Genomic DNA, 20,940 nt, shown 5'->3' with positions numbered 1-20,940 from the left:
ACGTTTTAGAGATTTTTGCTGTGCAAAAATCTCTAAAACGGGGTTATTATCTATAAGTCTATTCTATGGACGGTTTACCGCACCGGCACGTCGCCGGTCGGGTTGCAAGGGCGAAGCGCCTTGCCCGTCGGAGACATTCCGTGGGCGAAACGCCCAGCTCAGGTGCCTGATTGAAAATCAGGCCGTGAGCCCACGGAGGTCTGCTGTCCGTCAGGGCAAGCAGACCCGCTTGCCGTAAGCGGCAAGTTTCCCCTTTCTTTTTGACATAACCACGGAAAGTCCGAAATGAATCTCCTGTTGTTAGACGAAAGCGACTATATCGCACCCGGCCTCGTCCGGATCGCCGGACGCCGCCACCGGCAGTTGCTGGAGGTGATCAAGGCCGAACCGGGCAAGTTCTGCAAGGCGGGAATGCTGAACGGCCTGACCGGGACTGCCGAGCTGCTGGAGATCGGCGCGGATGCCGCGACACTGCGTCCCGACTTGACGGTGCCTCCGCCGGAACCGTCGCCGGTCACGCTGATCGCGGCGCTGCCGCGCCCCAAGACTTTCCAGAAGGTGCTGCACGCCGCCGTCACGATGGGAGTGAAGGAGTTCTGGTTCATCGCCTGCTGGAAAGTGGACAAAAGCTACTGGTCCAGCCCCAACCTCGAAACCGCTTCGCTGGATGAAACCTGCCGTCTCGCGCTGGAACAGGCCGGCGACACGGCGATGCCCCGGATCGAATTCCGCAACCGGTTCAAGCCGTTCGTGGAGGATGAGCTTCCCGGTATTCTCGCCGGGCGTCCGGCCTATGCGGGGCATCCCGCTGCGACGGAGCCGATTCCGGTCGGGAGCCGCGGGCCGGCCGCGCTGGTGATCGGTCCTGAGGGCGGCTTCACCGGTTATGAAATTGATCTGCTGGCCCGTCACGGCGTCACGCCGGTCACGCTCGGCCGCCGCACGCTGCGCACCGAAGTCGCGGTGCCAGCGCTGCTTGCAACGCTGACCGCGCAGCCGCGCTGATCGGCGGCTCCGTAAAAGGCGGCGAAGATATACTTGCATTTTGGGAAAGTTCGGGTATATTATCTATTTTCCTGCAGTTGCAGGGGATTTTTCTATAACAGGAGTCTGAGAGATGGAAAACCTTTACGAAACCACTGTCGAACGGTACCGGAACTATGTGATGCCCACCTATGCCCCGAAGATTCTCTTCACCCGCGGGCAGGGGACGCGCCTCTGGGACGCCGACAACCGAGAATATCTCGATTTCGCATCCGGCATTTCCGTCTGCAACCTCGGGCATTGCAATCCGCGCGTGACCGAAGCGATCCGGGAACAGGCGGGCAAGCTCGTGCATGTCTCCAATCTCTATATGAATGAGATGATGCCGCGCCTGGCGGAAAAGCTGATCACCTCCGGCATGGACGGCGTGGTGTTCTTCTGCAACTCCGGTGCCGAAGCCAACGAAGGCATGAGCAAGTTCGCGCGGAAATACGGCAATGCGACGGGCCGCAACGAGATCATTTCGATGGACAATTCGTTCCACGGCCGGACGCTGGCGACGCTGGCCGAAACCGGCCGCGCCAAATACCGCAAGGGCTTCGAGCCGGAGGTCCCCGGCTTCAAACAGGTGCCGTTCAACAATTTCGCGGCGCTGGAAGCCGCCGTTTCCGCCAATACCTGCGCGATCCTGCTTGAGCCGGTGCAGGGCGAGGGCGGCATCCTGCCCGCCGATGCGGAGTACCTGAAGAAGGTGCGCGCGCTGTGCGATGAAAAGGATATCCTGCTGCTCTTCGATGAAGTGCAGTGCGGCATGGGGCGGATCGGGACCCGGTTCGCGTGGCAGAGTTTCGGCGTCGAGCCGGATGCGCTGTCGATGGCCAAGGCGATCGCGAACGGCCTGCCGATGGGGGCTTTTATCGTGAAGCGCAAATACGCGGATGTGCTGAAAGTCGGCATGCACGCGAGCACTTTCGGCGGTACGCCGCTGGTCAGCGCGGCCGCGCTGGCGGTGCAGCAGGCGTTCGACGAGGACGGCGTGCTGGAGAACTGCCGGATTCAGGGCGACTACCTGCGCGCGAAGCTGGTTGAAATCGGCAAGCCCTACTCCTTTGTGAAGACGGTGCGGGGCATGGGCCTGATGATCGGCGTGGTGCTCGACCGCGAGGCCGCGACGCTGGCCGGAATTCTGTTGAAACACAATCTGGTGGTGCTGACCGCGGGCGAAACCGTGCTGCGGCTGCTGCCGCCGTTGACCATTACCCGGGCCGACGCCGACGAGGCGCTGGAAAAGATCGCCGCCGGACTGGCGGAACTCGACCGGATGATTCGGGAGGAACAAAAATGAAGAAAGACCTGTTGACCCTGAGGGACCTGACGCTCGACGACCTGCACGGCATTTTCGAGCTGGCCGCGAAGCTGAAGGCCGAACGGAACAAGATGAATTATACGCCGCTGGCCGGTAAAAGCGTGGGGCTGATTTTCGCGAAATCCTCGACCCGGACCCGCGTTTCGTTTGAAGTCGGCGTCGGCGAACTGGGCGGGCGGCCGCTTTATCTGGACCAGTCCCGGATGCAGGTCGGGCGCGGCGAAACCGTCGCCGACACCGCCAAGGTGCTGAGCCGTTACCTGCACGGCATCGTGATCCGGACCTTTTCGCACGCCGACGTTGAGGAGCTGGCGCGCGAAGCGTCGATTCCGGTGATCAACGCGCTGACCGATGAATACCATCCCTGCCAGATTCTGGCGGATATGCTGACCATCAAGGAGTATTCCGGCAGGGTGGACAAATCGATCCGGGTCGCATTTTACGGCGACGGCCGCAGCAATATAGCGAATTCGCTGATGCTGGCGGCGCGGCTGACCGGCATGGAGATGGTGGTTTCCGCCCCCGCCGAGGAGCGTCCCGCCGAGGAGCTGATGGCCGGCGCGCCGAACATCTGCTGGGAGCCTGATCCGCTGAAGGCGGCCGAAGGCGTCGATTACTTCTATACCGACGTGTGGGTCAGCATGGGCTTCGAGGACGAAAAGGAGCGGCGCATGAAGATTTTCCGTCCCTATCAGGTCAACGAGGCGCTGTTTGAGCGGGCCAGGCCGAATGCGAAGTTCCTGCACTGTCTGCCCGCCCACCGCGGCGAGGAGGTTTCGGCCGGCGTGATGGATGATCCGAAGCGTTCGATCGTCTTTGACGAGGCCGAAAACCGGCTGCATGTGCAGAAAGCGGTGATGGCGCGACTGATCAAGTAGGAGCATCATGTCCGTTGTCGAAGTTCTGCTGATCGCGGTGAGCGTGTCGATCGATGCGCTCGCCGTTTCCATCGGCGGCGCATTGTGCGACCGCACCGGACGCCGCCTGCGCAATGCCGCGTGGGCGGCTCTTTTTTTCGGCGGATTCCAGATTATTATGCCGGTGATCGGTTTCTTCGCGGCCACGATGCTTCAGTCAGTGGTCGCGTCGGTGGATCACTGGCTTGCCTTTGTCCTGCTCGGGCTGGTGGGCGGCAAGATGATCTATGAGGCGATTGCCGAAAAAGAGCCGGAAAAGAACGGGGACGGTTCTCCGTGTCTGAACTGCCCGCCGGACTTCTTCGCACCGAAGGCGCTGGTGGTTCCGGCGGTCGCGACCAGCCTGGATGCGCTGGCGGTCGGGGCAGGGCTGGCCTTTGCCGGAACCGGCATCTGGCTGCCGGCGCTGGCGATGGGAGTGGTTACGGCGGCGGCTTCAATTGCGGGAGTGCTGCTCGGCACCCGGATCGGAATGCTGGCGGGCGAACGGGTGATGATGATCGTCGGCGGCAGCGCAATCATCCTGATCGGCGTTAAAATCCTGCTGGAACACCTGGAACTCCTGCCGTGGTAACTGCATGCCTCCGGCGGCCGGGGGCGCTTCACCTCCCGGTCCCCCCCGACTGGCAAGGGGCCGGCGCCGGGTGCGGTTTCGAGCTTTTTACTGCGCAAAAATCTCAAAACCGGGGTTATTATCTATGAGTTTATTGGCTCTATCGGCAGTACTTGCCACCGGAGGCTACCCGATCGGGGTCAAAGGACGAAGTGCCCTTGTCGTCGAAGACACTTTGTGCGCGTAGCGCCCGGCTGCCGGAGATGCGATTGCAAATCAGGCCGCGCAGCGCACAAGGTCTGCCGCCCGACAGGGCGGACGGATTTACAACGGCAGGCTTTTTTTACACGACTCGCTTTGGGCTGTGTCTATCAGTTTATTGGCTTGATCAACGAAACTCCACCCCGGGATGTTACTGATCGAAGCCGAATCTTATCTTTCACTGTTTTTGCTTCAAGTCAGACTACGTCGGCGCCGCCGGTTCGGCGCCGGAGGCCGAGGCGGTAGGCGCGGGGCGTGGCGCCGAATCTGCGGTGGAACATCCGCGTGAAATAGTTGCTGTCGGGGAAACCGCACGCTTCGGCGGTTTCGGCGATGGAGCCGTCGCCGGTCTGCAACATCATCGCCGCTTTTTCGAGGCGGAGCGAGAGCAGCCACGCCACCGGCGGTTCGCCGATGATCCGCCGGAACTGCCGCCGGAAGCAGGCGACGGAAAATCCGGTGTGTTCGGCCATGCGCCGCAGGCTCCACTCCCCGGCGAAGTCGGCTTCCAGGGTTTTGACCAGCGAGGCGATCCGGTAGCCGGCGCTGCCGATGTTGCGTTCGGCGGATTTGCGGGCGTGGCGGCAGATCAGCGTCAGGATTTTCAGCGCATTGCTGAGGATCATCAGCCGCGCGCCGGAAAGTTCTTGCGTCTCCTCCTCTACAATCTCATCCAGCAGCGCGGTGATCCGGAAAAACAGCTCCGGGTCGAAGCGCCGCACATCGGCCCGGTGTCCCTCCGGCAGCGCGCCGCCCGAGAGCCCCAGATAGGCTTCGATGTCGGGCGCTCCGGGAAATTCCGCGAGCAGCCCCGCGAAGAAGTCCCCCGTGAACAGCACGTTGTAGATGCCGAGCTGCCGGGCGTTGGCGTAGTAGTGCGGCTCCCCCGGCGGGATCAGGTAGACGTCGCCGCTCTCGATATGGCTTTTGACTCCGTCGTGGACGTGGGTGGCGGAGCCGCTGCGCACCACGACCAGCTCGTAGAAGCCGTCGTGGGCGTGGCGGTCGCGGATGCCGTATTCCCGGTCGTGCACGTGGTAGCGGACTTCAAAGCCGAAGTTCTGCCACGTCAGTTTGTTTTCCAGATTTGCCATGCCGAAATATAGCACAGAATGTCGAATAAGAAAGAGAAAATCTGGATTTGTGACAGATAATGCTGATTTTATTTCAGAAAATCAAGGATAATCGGCGCAGTTCCTATATATTGAAAGAAAGTAATTGCCATTCCGTAAAAAAATCATAAGGGAGACGCCATGAAAAATCTGTATGCGGATGAACAGTCGAAGTCGTTCGAATCGATCTTTGCCGATCCGAAAGCGCTCTACCGGGAAACCCCGTTCTGGGCGTGGAATTGCGAGTTGAAACCGGATCAGCTGAAACGGCAGATCCTGAATTTCAAAAAGATGGGGATGGGCGGCTTTCACATGCACGCCCGCACCGGACTCGGCACCCCCTACCTCTCGCCCGAATTCATGGCGCGGGTGCGCGAGTGTGTGGAAACCGCGAAATCCGAGGAGATGCTGGCGTGGCTCTACGACGAGGACCGCTGGCCCTCCGGCGCAGCGGGCGGGCTGGTCACGAAGGAGCCGGAATTCCGGGCGCGCTATCTGCTGCTGACCTCCGAAAAACGGACGGAAGCGCCGGACGCCGCCAACGACGACTCCGGCAAGCTGCTGGCCTGCTACTCGATCCGGCTCGACGCGGACGGCGCACTGGACTCCTACAAGCGGATCGGCGCGGATGAACCGGCGGAGGAGGGTGCGGAGAAGTTCTACGCCTACCGGATGGTCGAAACCTCCGATCCGTGGTTCAACGACCAGGCCTATGTCGACACCCTGAATCCGGCGGCGATCCGGAAATTCGTGGACGTGACCTACGAAGCCTATTTCAAGAGTGTCGGCGACGAGTTCAACAAGACCATCCCGGCGATCTTCACCGACGAGCCGCAGTTCACCCGCAAGACGGTGCTGAAGTTCGCACGGGAGAAACGCGATGTGCGCATGCCCTTCACCGACGACCTGCCGGAAACCTACCGCGCCGCTTATGACGCCGACTTCTTCGAGACCTTCCCGGAGGTGATCTGGGAGCTGCCCGGCGGAAAGTATTCCCTGGCGCGCTACCGGTATCACGACCACGTCGCGGAGCGGTTCAGCTCCGCGTTCGCCGATACGATCGGCGGCTGGTGCGAGGAGCACGGCATCCGCTTCTCCGGGCACATGATGGAGGAGCCGACGCTGGAGTCGCAGACCCATGCGCTCGGCGAAGCGATGCGCAGCTACCGCTCCTTCCAGCTCCCCGGCATCGACATGCTCTGCGACTGGATGGAGTTCACCACCGCGAAGCAGGCGGCCAGCGCGTCGCATCAGTACGGCCGGGGCGGGGTGCTCTCCGAACTCGACGGCGTGACCGACTGGGATTTCAATTTCATGGGCCACAAGGGGCATGGGGATTGGCAGGCGGCGCTGGGCGTGACCGTCCGGGTGCCGCATCTGGCGTGGGTGTCGATGGCGGGCGAGGCGAAGCGGGATTATCCGGCTTCGATCAGTTACCAGTCGCCGTGGCACGATAAGTACCGGCTGATCGCGGACCACTTCGCGCGGGTGAATGCGGCGATGACGCGCGGCAGGGCGCGGGTCCGGGTCGGCGTGATCCATCCGATCGAATCTTTCTGGCTGGTCTACGGGCCGCAGGACCGGACCGCCGCCCGCCGCGAACAGGCGGAGGAGGCTTTTGAAAACACGGTCAGCTGGCTGCTGCGCGGCCTGGTCGACTTCGATTTCATTTCCGAGTCGCTGCTGCCGGGGCAGAGCCCGGTCCAGCTCGGCAAGAGTTTCATCGTCGGCGAGATGGGGTATGACGTGGTCGTGGTGCCGCCGACCGTCACGCTGCGCGGCTCCACGCTGGACCGGCTGGAGAAGTTCCGGGCGGCGGGCGGCCGGGTGATCTTCGCCGGGGATGTGGCGACGCTGTGCGATGCGCAGGAGTCCGAACGGCCCGCGCAGGTCGCGCGGAAGTGCGAGGCGATTCCGTTCACGCGCACCGCGCTGCTCGGCGCGCTGGAAAGCGTCCGGGAACTTGAGGTGGTGAAAAAGGCGGACGGTTACCCGCTGGCCACGCTGGTCAGTCAGATGCGCAACGACGGTCCGTATCGCTACCTCTTTCTGGCGAACACCGAACGGCTGGGCGAGGGGCATGAGACGCTGGTCAAAGTGCGCGGCGGCTTCCAGGTGGAATACCTCGATACGCAGACCGGCGCGATCACTCCGGTCGAAGCGCGGCACGAGAACGGCTGGACGGTTTTCGATTTCTGTTTCTATCCGCACGGCCATCTGCTGGTGCGCCTGACCGCGGCGGAGGAGAGCCGCGGCGGAAAGATCGCGCAGCCGCTGCTCGGCGACCGGGCGGTGGAAGCGGCGACGGTCGGGCGGCTCTCCGGCACGATGCCGGTTTCGCTGGACGAACCGAACGTGCTGGTGCTCGATATGCCGAAATGGCGGCTGGAAGGGGATGCCGGATGGCAGGGGCCGGAGGAGATCCTGCGGTTGGACAATCAGGTTCGCGAACGGCTCGGCCTGCGCGAGCGCGGCGGCCATATCGTGCAGCCGTGGGTCTACGGCAAGGATTACCGGAAGCTGGCGACGCTGGAACTTTCCTACCGTTTCGATTCGCTGGTGAAGGTCGAAAATCCGCTCTTTGCGATGGAGGAGCCGGAACGCGCCGAACTCTTCCTCGACGGCCGTCCGGTTGAATTCGAGGAGTGCGGCTGGTGGACCGACGAATCGCTGCGCACCACGATGCTGCCCGCGATCGAACCGGGAGAACACGAGCTGCTGGTCAAAATCGCGTACTCCAACTCCGGCAACGTGGAGAAGTGCTTCCTGCTCGGCGACTTTGGCGTGGAGCTGCGCGGCGATTCCGCCCGGCTTACCGCTCCGGTCCGGGAGCTTTATTGGGGTGATGCGACCCGACAGGGGCTGCCGTTCTATGGCGGCAATATCACCTACCACTGCCGTTTCAACCTCAAAGAAGCGCAGGAGCTCGACCTGCGGCTGCCGTCGCGCGTGACCAATACGCCGACAGGGATGACCTGCCCGAATGCGGCGCGCGAAGTGCCGTTCGCCGCCTATCGCGGCACGCTGGTCAGTGCGGCGCTGGACGGCAAGCCGGCCGGCGATCTGGCGTTCGCCCCGTTCCAGTGTGCGCTCGGCAAAGTGGAAGCCGGAGAGCATCGGCTCGACCTGACCTTGTACGGCAGCCGGGTGAACAGCGCCGGAGCGTTGCACCTTGCCTTCCGGATGAATTGGATGGGACCGGGGGCGTGGCGCACTGAAGGCGATATGTTCAGTTATGAATATCAGGTGCAGCCATTCGGCATCATCACCGCTCCCAAACTGTTGAAGCATTAATCTTCATCGCTGCCGGGATTTCGCCTTCGGCGACCAAGGCGCTTCGCCCTTGGAACCCGACCGGCAAGGTGCCGGTGCCGAATACTTGAGATCCGGGAAAGGCGTTTCGCCTTTCCCTCCGGGTGGGGGAGGCTCTACTGTGGACAGGCAAGCGGGTACAGGAGCGGCACACCGCTCCGGTCGGCGACCGCGTCGGCTTTTTTGCCGACGCCGGGCACTCCCTGCGCCTGCTGCCGCCGGAGGTCACGCTCGGAACCTCCAGATGCTGACCGGATGATGTGAAGTTACACTCATGGAGGCTGAACTCTGCCTGTCTCTATCATGCAGGCAAGGTTCAGTAAGGCTCGTACTCAAAGATATGCTTGTCTGTGATATGACAATTGCATTGTTGCCTGACCTCGCTTTGCGTATATCGGCAGATAAATTCTTATCAGCTTCCATCAGGGTATCTTTCTATTTCCCGGTCAGCATCTGGAGGTTCCGAGCGTGACCTCCGGCGGCAGCAGGCGCAGGGAGTGCCCTCTTCCCCAAAAAGTTGCCTCCCTTCGGCCACGGGCCTCGGGACTTTTGGGCTTTGCCCAAAAGCTGCGGGTACTTTTCGGGGGCCCCTCCCTCCACTCCTCCGTGCGGCTTCGCCGTACTCGTCATTCCGGGCAAAAAAGCCGACGCGGTCGCCGACCGGAGCGGTGTGCCGCTCCTGTACAACCATGCCTGTCTCCATCAGAGCTCCCCCACCCGGAGGGAAAGGCGAAACGCCTTTCCCGGATCTCAAGTATTCGGCACCGGCACCTTGCCGGTCTGGTTCCAAGGGCGAAGCGCCTTGGTCGCCCAAAGGGCGAAATCCCGGGGCGGAGGCGGTATCAGTTGAGACCGAAGAGTGCTTCGGCCATTTGAATTTCCGCCTGGGAGGGTTCCGGGACGTCCCGGAGCGTATCGGTCAGGCGGAGCTGCTCCCACTTGTAGGCGCCGAGCTTGTGGTAGGGCAGCAGGTCGATCCGCCGGATGCAGCGGTAGGGCTTCAGGAATGCGGCCAGCTCTTCGAGCCGTTCGCGGAGCAGGGTGAAGCCCGGCACCAGCACGTGCCGGATCCAGACCGGCCTGGCGGTCTCTTCGCAATAATCCAGTGTGGCAAGGGTGTTGCGGTTGTCGCGGCCGGTCAATTCGCGGCAGAGGGCCGGATTGAGCGCCTTGATGTCGAGCAAAAGCAGATCCGCCCGGTCGATGACCGGCCGGGAGCGTTCCAAGGGGACGGAACCGGCGGTGTCGAGCGCGGTGTGGAAACCGGCCCGCGCGCACCGTTCGAGGATGTCGCGGGCGAATTCCGGCTGCATCAGCGGTTCTCCGCCCGACAGCGTGACGCCGCCGGAGCGGATGAAGTTCCGGCAGGATTCGATTTTGCCGACCACTTCGGCGGAGGAGATCTCCATGCCGCCCCCCAATTCCCAGGTGTCGGGATTGTGGCAGTAGCGGCATCGCAGCGGACAGCCCTGCAGGAATACGACGAAACGCACTCCCGGGCCGTCCAGCGTACCGAAGCTCTCAAACGAATGCACCCTGCCGGTCACGCCTTCCATCGCACGCTCAGAACTTGCTGTGGAAGGTGCGGTTGACCACGTCGAGCTGCTGCTCGCGGGTCAGCTTGATGAAGTTCACGGCGTAGCCGGAGACGCGGATGGTCAGCTGCGGATACTTTTCCGGGTGGTCCATCGCGTCGAGCAGCGTTTCGCGCTTGAGCACGTTCACGTTCAGGTGATGGCCGTTCTCCGTGAAGTAGCCGTCCAGCAGCGAAATCAGGTTCGCCTGCTTTTCCGCCGTGGTTTTGCCGAGCGAATCGGGCACGATGCTGAAGGTGTAGCTGATGCCGTCCTCCGCATAGTCGTAGGGCAGTTTGGCGACCGATTTCAGCGATGCGACCGCGCCGTTCACATCGCGGCCGTGCATCGGGTTCGCGCCGGGGGCGAAGGGCTCGCCCGCCTTGCGCCCGTCCGGGGTCGACGCGGTCTTCTTGCCGTACATCACATTTGAGGTGATGGTCAGGATCGACATGGTCGGTTTGGACTTGCGGTAGGCGTAGTGGCTGGAAAGCTTCTTCTCGAAGCTCTTCACGATCTCCACCGCGATCTGGTCGACGCGGTCGTCGTTGTTGCCGTACTTCGGGAAGTCGCCTTCGGTCACGAAATCGACCGCCAGCCCGGCTTCGTTCAGCACCGGCCGGACTTTCGCGTACTTGATCGCCGACAGGCTGTCCGCCAGCACCGAGAGTCCGGCGATGCCGCCGGCCATTGTGCGGACGATTTCCTCGTCGTGCAGCGCCATTTCGATCCGCTCGTAGCAGTATTTGTCGTGCATGTAGTGGATGATGTTCAGCGTGTCGATGTAGAGTTTGCTGAGCCAGTCGGTGATCTCGTCGAAGTTCCGCATCACCTCGTCGTAGTTCAGATAGCCGTCGCCGGCCAGCAGCGGAATCGCCGGAGCAACCTGCATGTTGTCGTATTTCACGTCGCGGCCGCCGTTGATCGCGTAGAGCAGCGCCTTCGCGAGGTTGCAGCGCGCGCCGAAGAACTGCATCTGCTTGCCGATCCGCATCGCGGAGACGCAGCAGGCGATACCGTAGTCATCGCCGAATTTCACGCGCATCAGGTCGTCGTTCTCATACTGGATCGACGAGGTCAGAATGGAGATTTCGGCGCAGAATTTCTTGAAGTTTTCCGGCAGCTTGACGCTCCACAGCACGGTCAGGTTCGGCTCCGGCGCGGGGCCGAGGTTGACCAGCGTGTGCAGGAAGCGGTAGCTCATTTTAGTGACCATGTGGCGGCCGTCCAGCGACATGCCGCCGAGCGATTCGGTGACCCAGGTGGGATCGCCGCTGAACAGCTCGTCGTAGGCCGGGGTGCGCAGGAAACGCACGATCCGCAGCTTCATGATGAAGTGGTCCACGAACTCCTGAATCTGCTCTTCGGCGTACTTGCCGCTCCTGAGGTCGGCTTCGGCGTAGATGTCGAGGAAGGTCGAGATGCGGCCGATCGACATCGCCGCGCCGTTCTGCTCCTTGACCGCCGCGAGATAGCCGAAATAGAGCCACTGGATCGCCTCTTTGGTGTCTTCCGCCGGGCGGGAGATGTCGAAGCCGTATTTGGCGGCCATCGCCTTGAGTTCCTTGAGCGCCTTGATCTGTTCGGCGATCTCCTCGCGCTTGCGGATGTGGTCGGAGTCCATCACGTCGATGACCATCTCCTTCTTGGCGCGCTGCTTTTCGGCGATCAGGCGGTCCACGCCGTAGAGCGGCACCCGGCGGTAGTCGCCGATGATGCGGCCGCGGCCGTAGGCGTCGGGCAGGCCGGTCATGATGCCGGCGTGGCGGGCCGCCTTCATCTCGTCGGTGTAGACGTCGAATACGCCGTCGTTGTGGGTCTTGCGGTATTTGAACACATTTGCGACCTCCGGGTCCATCTTCCGGCCGTAGGCGTCCAGCTCGGTGTAGATCAGCCGGATGCCGCCGAAGGGCATGATCGCGCGTTTCAGCGGGGCGTCGGTCTGGAGCCCGACGATCTGCTCAAGCTCCCGGTCGATATAGCCCGCCTCATGCGAGTCGATGGTCGAAATCGTCTTTTCGTCGATATCGTAGACACCCTTGCGTTCCCGCTCGATCTTCATCAGGGTGCAGAGCTTCTCCCACAGGGCCCTGGTCCGGTCCGAAGCGGGAGTCAGAAATGATTTATCGCCGTCATAGGGCGTGTAATTGCGCTGGATGAAGTCCCGTACATTGACTTCCTTATTCCACTCGCCGGTCTTGAGTTCCATATTATGATCCTTCCTTTATGTAAATAGTTATCAAACTCAAAAAAATTGAGATATGAATTACCAATATACATCTTGACGGGCTGATTTTCAAGGTGAAAACAGCCCGGAATTGTCACTCCGTTTCGTTGCCGGGCGGGCAACGGCATGGGGGATAATGAATTATGAAGTTCAAAATAATTAGACTCCTTTAATACAGCAGCCGGGGACAGAGCCGCTTCCATGAAAATTTCAGGAGAAATATTGGTTTCCCACTTGACAAAGTGGTCCGGTTGAGTCATAATATACATAGAAAACTATGCAGGTGTGTTGATCCATGAGAAGCAAAGTTCCGAAATACGTGCAGATTGCCGAAATCCTGAAGCGGAGGATTGCAAACGGTAATTATATGTCCCAGAGTTTTCCGGGGGGACCGAAACTGGTTGCGGAATTCGGGGTCAACTACCGGACGGTGCGGCAGGCTTTTCAGCTGCTGCTGGACGAGGGACTGCTGGTGCGCGGTGAAAATGAGCGGCTGGTGCAGCCGGGCGGTGCGGGAAGGACGCCGTTCAAGGTGGCTTTCGTTTCGTCAGGCTACTGCTGTCCGGCCGATAAATGGCTGCTGGCGGTCCGGGAAGCGGCCCGGAAATACCGGTGCATGTTCTGCCGGGTCGTATTCGACACGACGGACGACGCGATTCTCTACGAAACGCTGGACGGGGATTTCGACCTGATCTTTCTGAGCGTCGGCACTCCGGACGGGCTTCTGCTGGACAAGATCAGGCAGAAAAAGGAGAAGGTCGTCCTGCTGTTTGCCGACATGAGCGCGGAGGGGATTCCGTTTTTCGACGGCATCGGCAATGAGGCTTGCGCGTTGATCGTCCGCCATCTGGCGCGGAGAAATTGCAGGAAGATCGATTTTTTCTCCGTGATGCAGACGCCGGAGTTCTACACCGCCCGCCGCGACGTGTGGGAGAAGACGCTGAAAGAACTGAATTGTACCGGAGAGGCGTATTGCGTCATGGGAAACGTGGAGGAAGAACGATTTGTACAGGCGCACCGGCTTGCCGCCGGATTCCTGAAACAGGGGGCGTTTCGGGAGGCCGACGGGGTGTTCTGTTCCGACGTGGAAGCCGCGCAGGGGCTGTTGCGGGCTTTTGCGGATGCCGGAATCCGGGTGCCGGAGGAGATTCAGGTCGCTTCTTTCGGTGCTCCGGAGCTGGCGGCGATGTTCATCCCCTCCATCACGGTGATCAGGACTCCGCCGCTCGCGCCGCTGGCCGCCGAACTTTTTGAACATTTTCTCGGGATCACTCCGCAGCCGGGCAGGCTGCGGTTCAATTTCGACTATCGGAAATTCACGGAGGACGAATTGATCATGCAGGGAGAATCCACATGGAAGAACGAAGGAGGAGTACCATGAAAGTCGGATATAAGGGAGTGTATTATTTTACATTGATCGAATTGCTTATTGTAATTGCAATCATTGCAATTTTAGCCGCACTGCTGTTGCCGGCGCTGAACAAAGCACGGGAAACCGCCCGGAGCGCGCAGTGTTTGAACAACCTGAAACAGCTCAGCCTTGCCGTGACGGGATATGCCGGAGATTACAACGGGTGGGGGCTCGTCTATCCCCCTGCCAAAAGGAACTACGCCCGTTACCGGCTGTTCGGGCCGATCGCCGCCGACCAGAACCAGCATTATACGCTGCTGCCGTATCTGGGGGCCGGAGGGACCTGGCCGGATTACTGGAGCGAACCGGAACGCTACGATGTGGTCAAGCCGGCATTATGTCCGGCCGGCCGCCGCAGCGGTACCGATGCCTTTACCACGAAGGACGGCTCCGAAGTCGTCCCCAACGCGAGCTACGCGGTGAATCAATATGTCTGTTATGAGGACAGCGCGACGAATCGGGCGGATGCGCGGTTCGGCAAATTCGAGAACGTCAGACGGCCGTCGGCCCGGGTGCTGTTTGCGGATGTGGCCGAGAATGTGCCGGTATTCAATACCGTCGGCGCGTCGGCGTTTCCCGCGATGACGCTCGGCTGGCACGGAATCATCTCCACACGGCATCACGGCCTGAGTTCGAACATCGGCTTTGCCGACGGCCACGCGGCAAACTTGCGGCATTACCGGGTGAAGGAACTGGGGTCCGGAGGACAGCCGGCAAACCAGACCGGCTACTGCTGGCACGACGCGTTGAAATGGAATTGAAGAACAGGGGGGAAACAATGAAGAAATGGTCTGTCGTATTTGGCGTATTGGCTTTTATTCCGGCTGCATGGGCCGGGCCGGTGCTCCGGTGGGATGGGACGGAAACCATTCCGCAGTTCCGGCGGTTCGACGCGGCGGGGAAGCAGGATCAGGCTGTCCCCGCCGCCGTCAGGGATGCGGAAACCGGCCGCTTCCGTTATGTGTTCGACGGGCGCAGCCTGCTGGCGGCCTCCTATAAACTCAACGGAGCGCAGACTCTCCGGGTGCAGGTGAGGTTCAAGGCACCGCCGCAGGGAGTGCTGCTCGCACGTAATCGGCCTGCGGAAGGAGTGCGCGGCTTTGAATTCGGGTTTTCCGGCCGGCATCACAGTGATTTCCGGGGAAGTTCTCCTGCCGGTTTCATCTCGGATGGCTATGCCCGTGGCATCGTCGGAATCCTGGGAACGGGGATCGAATGCCGCCCCGGCGTCCGTTACGAATATATCGTCCGGTTTGAGCCGGGGAAGTTCTGCGCCGTCACGGTGATCGACCGGAGCAGCGGGGAGATCGTCTATGGCGGTTCCGTCCCCTGTCCGGCGGTCGGGGCGTTGGCGGAGAAGGCGGGGAACCGGCTGCTCTGTGTCGGCGGCCGCCGTTCGCACAGCCGTTTGTGCGAATATCTGGTGCCGGAGGGAACGGAAATTTTCGGCATTACGGTCTGGGACCGGGCGCTCACGATTCCGGAGCTGCGGCGGGAACTGGGACTGCCTGAAGGTTCTGCAGTAAAAGAACATCCCGCAGCCGTCCGGTTTGTGGACCCGGTTTCCGGGGATGACGCGAATGCCGGAATCTCACCTGAAAAGCCGTTCAGGTCCATCGGGAGAGCCGTCGCCGCCGCCGCGCCGGGCGATACGGTGAAGCTCGCTCCCGGAATCTATTTCGAGCAGGTGAATATTTTAAAGGGAGGGACTCCGGAAGCTCCCCTGACGATTCAGGGCGATCCGGCCGCGCCCGGCAAGGTCATCGTAACGGGAGCCGTGCGGGAAATCCGCGAGGGGAAGGTGAAGTGGAAGCTCGAAGACGAGCAGGCGCGAATTTACAGCGTCCCGCTGGCGGAGCGTCCGGTCCGGGTGCTGTATGACGGAGTCAACCTGCCCGCCGGCGACACCCTGAAAAGCCTGCGGGAAATGATGACGACCGGCGAACCCCGGATGCCTCTGCCGTTTCACGGCCATTACTACGATGCTGAAAGCAAAAAATTGTATGTCCGGCTCCATATCGGCGGGAAATACGGCTCCCGCGATCCGAATGAACACGTTATGAGCGTCGCTTCCCGCTGCTGGGCGGGCGGTTTCAACGGGCGTGCCGGATATCAGCCGAAGGATTCCAATTTTTTCGTGAAAACGGGCGACCGCGCCGGACTGGTTATCGACGGGATCACGTTTGAGACGCCGGGCACCGCCGCCGTGGTCGCGGTCCGTTCCGGCGGGATCGTGGTGCGGAACTGCGTCTTCAGCGGCTGCCGCTGGGCGGTTGCGGGGAGCGGCACCGACGATGTGTTTGTGGAAAACTGCCTGTATCAGTTGAAGGATCTCTGGGGAGAAGCAAAGGAACTGATCGGAAAACGGAAACCGGACCCGCAGGACCCCGCGTGGTATTCCAAATGGCAGTGGCTGCCGAAGCATGTCAGCGACTACACCAAAAGTCATGAAACCGGGGTATTCCTGAATGCCGGGAAGCGGTGGCACCTGCGCAATTCCATCATTGAAAATGCGTTTGACGGCCTCTCCTGCTTCAGCATGGATCGCGCGGAGGATACCCAGATTTACGGCAACCGGTTCGAGAAGCTGCTCGACAATGCGATAGAAGTGGAAAACCATGCGAAGAACGTCCGCATCTACAATAATGTGTTCATCGACATGCCCGATCCCATCTCCGACCAGCCGCTCGGAGGACTGCCGTGGCCGGGGCCGGTCTTCGTCTACCGCAACATCTTTTACGAGAATCCGGAGTCGAAGGAGGTCAGGACGGTTCGCAGCCACGGCGCATTCAAATTCGGCGCGAACTGGCTCAACTGGGAGCGGATCAGGGAGATGGGAAACGGGGCGCCGGATGCGGAAACGCGGACGCGGATTTCCAAACGGTTCCTGTTCGCACCTTATCCCGGATTCCTGGTGTTCAACAATACGATCGATCTGCCGGATCACTGCCTGATCAACCGCGTTCAGCGCCGTTATATGGAGTTCGTCAATTTCCGCTTCTTCAACAACATCATCTCCTGCCGGGAAATTCTGTGGGAGACCCCCGGCTATCAGGGATTGCTTGAATTTTTCAACAACCTTGAGGTTGCGCCGAAGGAAAACGGCGTGATCGCCGGCGCCGGCGGGAAAAAACTCGCTTCATTGGATGGAACGGTCTTCGACCGGCCCGGCGACCGCCGTTATGAACTGCGGCGGGATTCGGCTGCGGCCGGGCTCGGCACGCTGCTGATCGGCGAGATCGATGCGTCGGAGGATGCCGGGGCGGTTTCCCGCGGACAACGCTGGTCGGCGGGAGAGGGGCCGGGAAAAGCGCCGGAACCGGCAAGGCTTTCGCCGTTCGCCCGGAAAGTGTTGTATGAGCCGGCGCTGGTCCGCGCGGCCGGTCCGGTCGCCGGGCGCTGGGGCGTGTATGCGCCGGAGGAACGTTTCCGGATCGCTGTTCCGGCCGGAACGGTCCCGGAGTCTGGAACTGTCGAAATCATCTTCCGCGCGGCGGCTTTCGGGGAGACGGAGGTGCTGGCGGGCTGCGGAGACTTTTCACTGACGGTGGCCGGGGATGGAGCGGGCAGAACGGTTACCGCCTCCGGCGGCGTTGCCCTGCCCGCCGGAACGGACCGGGAATCGTGGCGGACGCTGACGCTGAAACTGGATGGGCGGAATGCCTCGCTCGCGCTGGACGGCGCTCCCGCGCGGCGGCTTCCGTCGCGCCCGGCCGCCGGGGAAACGATCTTTGTAAACGTCGGCCGGAATCCGGTTTTCGATGTATTGATCTCCGAAACTCCCGGAGTATTGTGATAAGCAGCTGACGGAAAAATATTCAGATTCAGAGGTGAATGATGTACGATGTTTTCTCATTGCCGGAGTTCCGGTTTCCGGAAGGTTTCCTGTGGGGCAGCGCCACCGCCGGGCATCAGGTGGAGGGGGACAATATCCACTCCGACCATTGGAAATGGGAGCAGGAGGGGGAGTGCGAAGAGCCTTCCGGGAAAGCCTGCGACAACTGGCGGCTGTTCCGTGAGGACGTGAAGCTGGTCGCGTCGCTGGGCCACCGGGCGTACCGGTATTCGGTGGAGTGGAGCCGGATCGAGCCGGAGGAGGGCCGTTTCGATCCGGCGGCGCTCGACCATTACAAGGAGATGAGCGAGCTTCTGAAACGGAACGGCATTGCGACTTATGTGACGCTGAATCACTTCACGGTGCCGCAGTGGTTCGCGGCCCGGGGCGGATTTCAGGAGCGGGAGAATATCCCGTACTTCCTGCGCTATGTGGAGAAGGTCGTCAAAGCCCTCGCCGGACTGGTCGACTCCTATCTGGTGTTCAACGAATCCTTCCATACGCGCGGCGACAGCCGCCGCGGCTTCAACTTCCTGATCGCCCATGCGCGGGCCTACCGGCTGATCAAGTCGTTGTGCGATGTTCCGGTCAGTTCCGCCCACATGGCGGTACAGCCGTATCCGAACCGCTATTACGACGAGCTGGACCGGCTGATGGCGGCGTACCGCGATTTCCAGTATAACGGCTGTTTCCTGCACGCGATCGCCACCGGCGAACTGATCTCGCCTTTCACGGAGGCCGAAAGCTGCCCGGAACTCAAGGGCGCACTGGATTACTGGGCGGTGAACCTCTACACGCGCACGCTGGTCGACTCCCGCAGGGCGGATCTGGCGGCTCCCCGGTTTCCGCACAAGAAACTGCGCATGATCGACCGGGATTTCTATCTGGAGGAGATGTATCCGGAGGGGATGACCGCCATGCTGGAACGTTTCCGGGACAAACCGGTCTATATCACCGAAAACGGATGCAGCTGCCGTGACGACCGGTTTCGCATCGTCTACCTGACGCTCTACCTCTCCGCGGTGCATGACGCGATTCAGCGCGGAGCGGATGTGCGCGGCTACCTCTACTGGTCGCTGATGGACAATTACGAATGGAATTCGTTCACGCCGCGGTTCGGGCTGGTGGACGTGGATTTCAGGACGTTCCGGCGCACGCCGAAGCCCAGTGCCGCGTTTTTCCGTGAAATTATTGAACACAACGGTTTTTCACAGGCCATCCTGCGGAAATACCTGCACGAATTGCCGACGCTGGAGAAGCCGTAGGCACTCCCCGGAGGATCATTTTTCCCGGCGGTAGGCGTCCAGCGCCTCGCGGAACGGGGAGAGCACCCGTTCGAGCATCCCGTGGCATTCGGAGATCGCCATGCCGTAGTTGGTGACCGGCACCCCGGCGCGGCGGGCCAGCTCCATCCGGCGCAGGGTTTCGCGGCGGTTCAGCATGCAGCTGCCGCAGTGGACCACCAGTTTGAAATCCGCGAGGTCGGCCGGATAATCCCGGCCCGCCGCGACGGTCACCGCCAGCTCCCCGCCGATTTTCTTCGCGAGCCAGCGCGGAATCTTCACCCGGCCGATGTCGTCCTCGCTGGAGTGGTGGGTGCAGGCTTCGGCGATCAGCACCCGGTCGCCGGGCCGCAGGCGGTTGATCGCGGCGGCTCCGGCGGCGAGCAGCGGCATGTCCCCCTTCAGCCGGGCGAACAGCACCGAAAAGGTGGTGCAGGCCACTTCCGCCGGAGTTTCGCGCACCATCAGGTCCACCACCTGCGAGTCGCAGACCACCAGCGCGGGCGGAGTTCTGAGCTGTTCCAGCGCTTTGCGGAATCCCGTTTCCTTGACGACCAGCGCGAGGCAGTCGTGGTCGAGCGCGTCGCGGATCGCCTGCACCTGCGGCAGGATCAGCCGGCCCTTCGGCGCCTGCACGTCGACCGGCACGATCATTACGACCGTATCACCCGGCCTGACCAGGTCGCCCAGCAGCGGCGGAGCCTGGATGAAATCTTCGGGGCAGGCGGCCAGCAGCGCATCCTTCAGCAGCGGCAGCACCCGTTCGCGTTCCGTCGCCCCGCCGGTCGAGGAGACGCACAGAGGCTCGAAGCCGCACTTCTCCTTCAGCATCGCCAGAAATTCCGGCGCGGGCGGCTGTTCGTCGATTTTGTTGACGACCGGAATCAGGCTGACCTTGCGGTCGCGGGCGGCTGCGAGCATATTCTCTTCCGGAACTCCCCAGACGCCCGCGCCGGTCACCAGCAGCAGCACATCGGCTCGGTTGAACGCGCGTTCGCTGCGTTCGACCCGGCGGCCGCCGAGGGCGGTCTCATCGTCGACGCCGGCGGTGTCGAGGAAAAGCACCGGGCCGAGCGGCCGCAGTTCCATCGGTTTTTCCACCACATCGGTGGTGGTGCCGGGAACCGGGGAGGTGATCGCGACGTCCTGGCCGGCGATCAGGTTCAGGAAGCTGGATTTGCCGGAATTGGTGCGTCCGGCGACGGCGATCTGCAAACGCATGGAGCGGGGGGCGCTTTCCATATCGAAATTCTCCTCTGATTGGGCTGTTTCAAGCAAAAAGGACCGCGAAGCGGCGTATCTTCCGCTTCGAGGTCCCCGTTTTCAAATAAAATATCACCGGAAACGGAGAAAGTAAAGCCGCCGCCGGATTGCTTTTTGATTTTTTGCGCCTATTGTAAAAGGTACGAAATGATTTCCGAACAATAGATGCGACATGTTTGAACGAAAGAAAAGAGAGCGCGGCAGCCTGAAACCGCTGCTGCGTTATTATATGCTGAAGCTGGTCCGCAACGACGGCACGCCGGAGTACATCGCGCGCGGCGTGGCGCTGGGATTGGCGGTCGGTTTCGTGATCCCGATGTTTTTCCAGCTGGCGGTCGCGATTCCGCTGTCGTTCCTGCTCCGCGCGGCCAAGGTCCCGGCGATCGCGTTCACCTTCGTCAGCAACCATTTCACGGTGTTCCTGATCTATCCGGTGCAGTGCTGGATCGGCAGCTATCTGATCATGCGTCCCCTGACTTACCGGGAACTGGAGATGAAGCTGAAAGATGTGGTCGCCGACCCGAGCTGGGCCACCTTTTCCGCATTGGGCGTCGACCTCGGGCTGGCGTTTCTGGCCGGCGGCGTGCTGTTCGCGCTGCTGGCCGCGGTGCCGGGCTATTTCCTGACCGTGCGTCTGGTGAAGCGTTACCGCGCGGCCAGAGAACGCCGCCGGCTGAAAAAAGCGGAAGAAAAAAAGTTGTAAAAAAGCCGGTGCCGGGTTATATTAGTTTGTTGAAATCGAAATATTAAGGGTACCTCTATTTATTCAAGGATAAATTGAGATACGGCTGGCAAAAAAAGGAATATCGGAGTATATACAGTTATGAACAATATTGGAGACG

General features: G+C 61.3%; 14 protein-coding genes. 10 read left to right on the top strand and 4 right to left on the bottom strand.

Annotated features, from left to right (window positions below; all coding sequences use genetic code 11):
- The first annotated feature begins 285 nt into the window (after positions 1-285).
- The 4 genes from C8D82_RS04760 (at position 286) to C8D82_RS04745 (ending at position 3,841) form a co-directional block, all read left to right on the top strand.
- On the top strand, positions 286-1,005 hold the full coding sequence (locus C8D82_RS04760) for a 16S rRNA (uracil(1498)-N(3))-methyltransferase (RefSeq protein ID WP_116883132.1): 720 nt from the start codon (positions 286-288) through the stop codon (positions 1,003-1,005).
- A 112-nt stretch (positions 1,006-1,117) separates the two neighbouring features.
- A complete protein-coding gene (locus tag C8D82_RS04755; protein ID WP_116883131.1) occupies positions 1,118-2,329 on the top strand; it encodes an aspartate aminotransferase family protein in 1,212 nt (403 codons plus the stop codon).
- Positions 2,326-3,228 (top strand): ornithine carbamoyltransferase, encoded by a 903-nt coding sequence (gene argF / locus C8D82_RS04750; RefSeq protein ID WP_116883130.1) that lies wholly within the window; start codon positions 2,326-2,328, stop codon positions 3,226-3,228. Before C8D82_RS04755 ends, argF begins: the two co-directional genes overlap by 4 nt.
- A gap of 7 nt (positions 3,229-3,235) precedes the next feature.
- Complete coding sequence (locus C8D82_RS04745; protein WP_116883129.1) at positions 3,236-3,841, top strand: manganese efflux pump MntP; 606 nt, start codon at positions 3,236-3,238, stop codon at positions 3,839-3,841.
- Between the two features lie 437 nt (positions 3,842-4,278).
- Here the strand turns inward: C8D82_RS04745 and C8D82_RS04740 are convergent, their stop codons facing one another.
- On the bottom strand, positions 4,279-5,175 hold the full coding sequence (locus C8D82_RS04740; RefSeq protein WP_116883128.1) for an AraC family transcriptional regulator: 897 nt from the start codon (positions 5,173-5,175) through the stop codon (positions 4,279-4,281).
- A gap of 159 nt (positions 5,176-5,334) precedes the next feature.
- Here C8D82_RS04740 and C8D82_RS04735 point away from each other — a divergent pair, with 159 nt between their 5' ends.
- On the top strand, positions 5,335-8,487 hold the full coding sequence (locus C8D82_RS04735; protein WP_116883127.1) for a hypothetical protein: 3,153 nt from the start codon (positions 5,335-5,337) through the stop codon (positions 8,485-8,487).
- A gap of 860 nt (positions 8,488-9,347) precedes the next feature.
- Here the strand turns inward: C8D82_RS04735 and pflA are convergent.
- Positions 9,348-10,061, bottom strand: a complete 714-nt coding sequence (gene pflA, locus C8D82_RS04730) for a pyruvate formate-lyase-activating protein (protein ID WP_116883126.1) — start codon at positions 10,059-10,061, stop codon at positions 9,348-9,350.
- 7 nt (positions 10,062-10,068) lie between these two features.
- Positions 10,069-12,288, bottom strand: a complete 2,220-nt coding sequence (gene pflB, locus C8D82_RS04725) for a formate C-acetyltransferase (RefSeq protein WP_116883125.1) — start codon at positions 12,286-12,288, stop codon at positions 10,069-10,071.
- Positions 12,289-12,601: 313 nt separating this feature from the next.
- On the opposite strand from pflB, the gene C8D82_RS04720 reads away from it, so the two are divergent.
- The 4 genes from C8D82_RS04720 to C8D82_RS04705 are packed head-to-tail and all read left to right on the top strand — an operon-like array spanning position 12,602 to position 18,817.
- A complete protein-coding gene (locus C8D82_RS04720; protein WP_116883124.1) occupies positions 12,602-13,687 on the top strand; it encodes a substrate-binding domain-containing protein in 1,086 nt (361 codons plus the stop codon).
- Entirely contained in the window at positions 13,684-14,478 is a 795-nt protein-coding gene (locus C8D82_RS04715; protein WP_165832830.1) for a DUF1559 family PulG-like putative transporter, read from the top strand. The genes C8D82_RS04720 and C8D82_RS04715 overlap by 4 nt, the downstream gene beginning before the upstream one ends.
- Before the next feature lie 17 nt (positions 14,479-14,495).
- The gene (locus tag C8D82_RS04710) at positions 14,496-17,513 is read left to right on the top strand and encodes a right-handed parallel beta-helix repeat-containing protein (protein ID WP_165832829.1); all 3,018 of its coding nucleotides are present in this window, start codon (positions 14,496-14,498) and stop codon (positions 17,511-17,513) included.
- 38 nt (positions 17,514-17,551) lie between these two features.
- Positions 17,552-18,817, top strand: a complete 1,266-nt coding sequence (locus C8D82_RS04705) for a glycoside hydrolase family 1 protein (RefSeq protein WP_116883121.1) — start codon at positions 17,552-17,554, stop codon at positions 18,815-18,817.
- 15 nt (positions 18,818-18,832) lie between these two features.
- Here the strand turns inward: C8D82_RS04705 and hydF are convergent, their stop codons facing one another.
- The gene (hydF, locus tag C8D82_RS04700) at positions 18,833-20,077 is read right to left on the bottom strand and encodes a [FeFe] hydrogenase H-cluster maturation GTPase HydF (RefSeq protein ID WP_116883120.1); all 1,245 of its coding nucleotides are present in this window, start codon (positions 20,075-20,077) and stop codon (positions 18,833-18,835) included.
- A gap of 193 nt (positions 20,078-20,270) precedes the next feature.
- Here hydF and C8D82_RS04695 point away from each other — a divergent pair, with 193 nt between their 5' ends.
- Positions 20,271-20,801, top strand: coding sequence for a DUF2062 domain-containing protein (locus C8D82_RS04695; protein WP_116883119.1), 531 nt, complete (start codon positions 20,271-20,273; stop codon positions 20,799-20,801).
- The last annotated feature ends 139 nt before the right edge of the window (positions 20,802-20,940 follow it).

The sequence above is a fragment of the Victivallis vadensis genome (assembly GCF_003096415.1).
Taxonomy (GTDB): Bacteria; Verrucomicrobiota; Lentisphaeria; order Victivallales; family Victivallaceae; genus Victivallis; species Victivallis vadensis.
Note: the sequence above shows the minus strand (reverse complement) of the source record. Positions and strands in the feature narration are given on the sequence as shown.

What these genes read in the sequence shown, in the direction of transcription:
- C8D82_RS04760 (WP_116883132.1), top strand. Translation starts at nt 286, where the DNA reads ATGAATCTCCTGTTGTTAGACGAAAGCGACTATATCGCACCCGGCCTC.
- C8D82_RS04755 (WP_116883131.1), top strand. Translation starts at nt 1,118, where the DNA reads ATGGAAAACCTTTACGAAACCACTGTCGAACGGTACCGGAACTATGTG.
- argF (WP_116883130.1), top strand. Translation starts at nt 2,326, where the DNA reads ATGAAGAAAGACCTGTTGACCCTGAGGGACCTGACGCTCGACGACCTG.
- C8D82_RS04745 (WP_116883129.1), top strand. Translation starts at nt 3,236, where the DNA reads ATGTCCGTTGTCGAAGTTCTGCTGATCGCGGTGAGCGTGTCGATCGAT.
- C8D82_RS04740 (WP_116883128.1), bottom strand. Translation starts at nt 5,175, where the DNA reads ATGGCAAATCTGGAAAACAAACTGACGTGGCAGAACTTCGGCTTTGAA.
- C8D82_RS04735 (WP_116883127.1), top strand. Translation starts at nt 5,335, where the DNA reads ATGAAAAATCTGTATGCGGATGAACAGTCGAAGTCGTTCGAATCGATC.
- pflA (WP_116883126.1), bottom strand. Translation starts at nt 10,061, where the DNA reads ATGGAAGGCGTGACCGGCAGGGTGCATTCGTTTGAGAGCTTCGGTACG.
- pflB (WP_116883125.1), bottom strand. Translation starts at nt 12,288, where the DNA reads ATGGAACTCAAGACCGGCGAGTGGAATAAGGAAGTCAATGTACGGGAC.
- C8D82_RS04720 (WP_116883124.1), top strand. Translation starts at nt 12,602, where the DNA reads ATGAGAAGCAAAGTTCCGAAATACGTGCAGATTGCCGAAATCCTGAAG.
- C8D82_RS04715 (WP_165832830.1), top strand. Translation starts at nt 13,684, where the DNA reads ATGAAAGTCGGATATAAGGGAGTGTATTATTTTACATTGATCGAATTG.
- C8D82_RS04710 (WP_165832829.1), top strand. Translation starts at nt 14,496, where the DNA reads ATGAAGAAATGGTCTGTCGTATTTGGCGTATTGGCTTTTATTCCGGCT.
- C8D82_RS04705 (WP_116883121.1), top strand. Translation starts at nt 17,552, where the DNA reads ATGATGTACGATGTTTTCTCATTGCCGGAGTTCCGGTTTCCGGAAGGT.
- hydF (WP_116883120.1), bottom strand. Translation starts at nt 20,077, where the DNA reads ATGGAAAGCGCCCCCCGCTCCATGCGTTTGCAGATCGCCGTCGCCGGA.
- C8D82_RS04695 (WP_116883119.1), top strand. Translation starts at nt 20,271, where the DNA reads ATGTTTGAACGAAAGAAAAGAGAGCGCGGCAGCCTGAAACCGCTGCTG.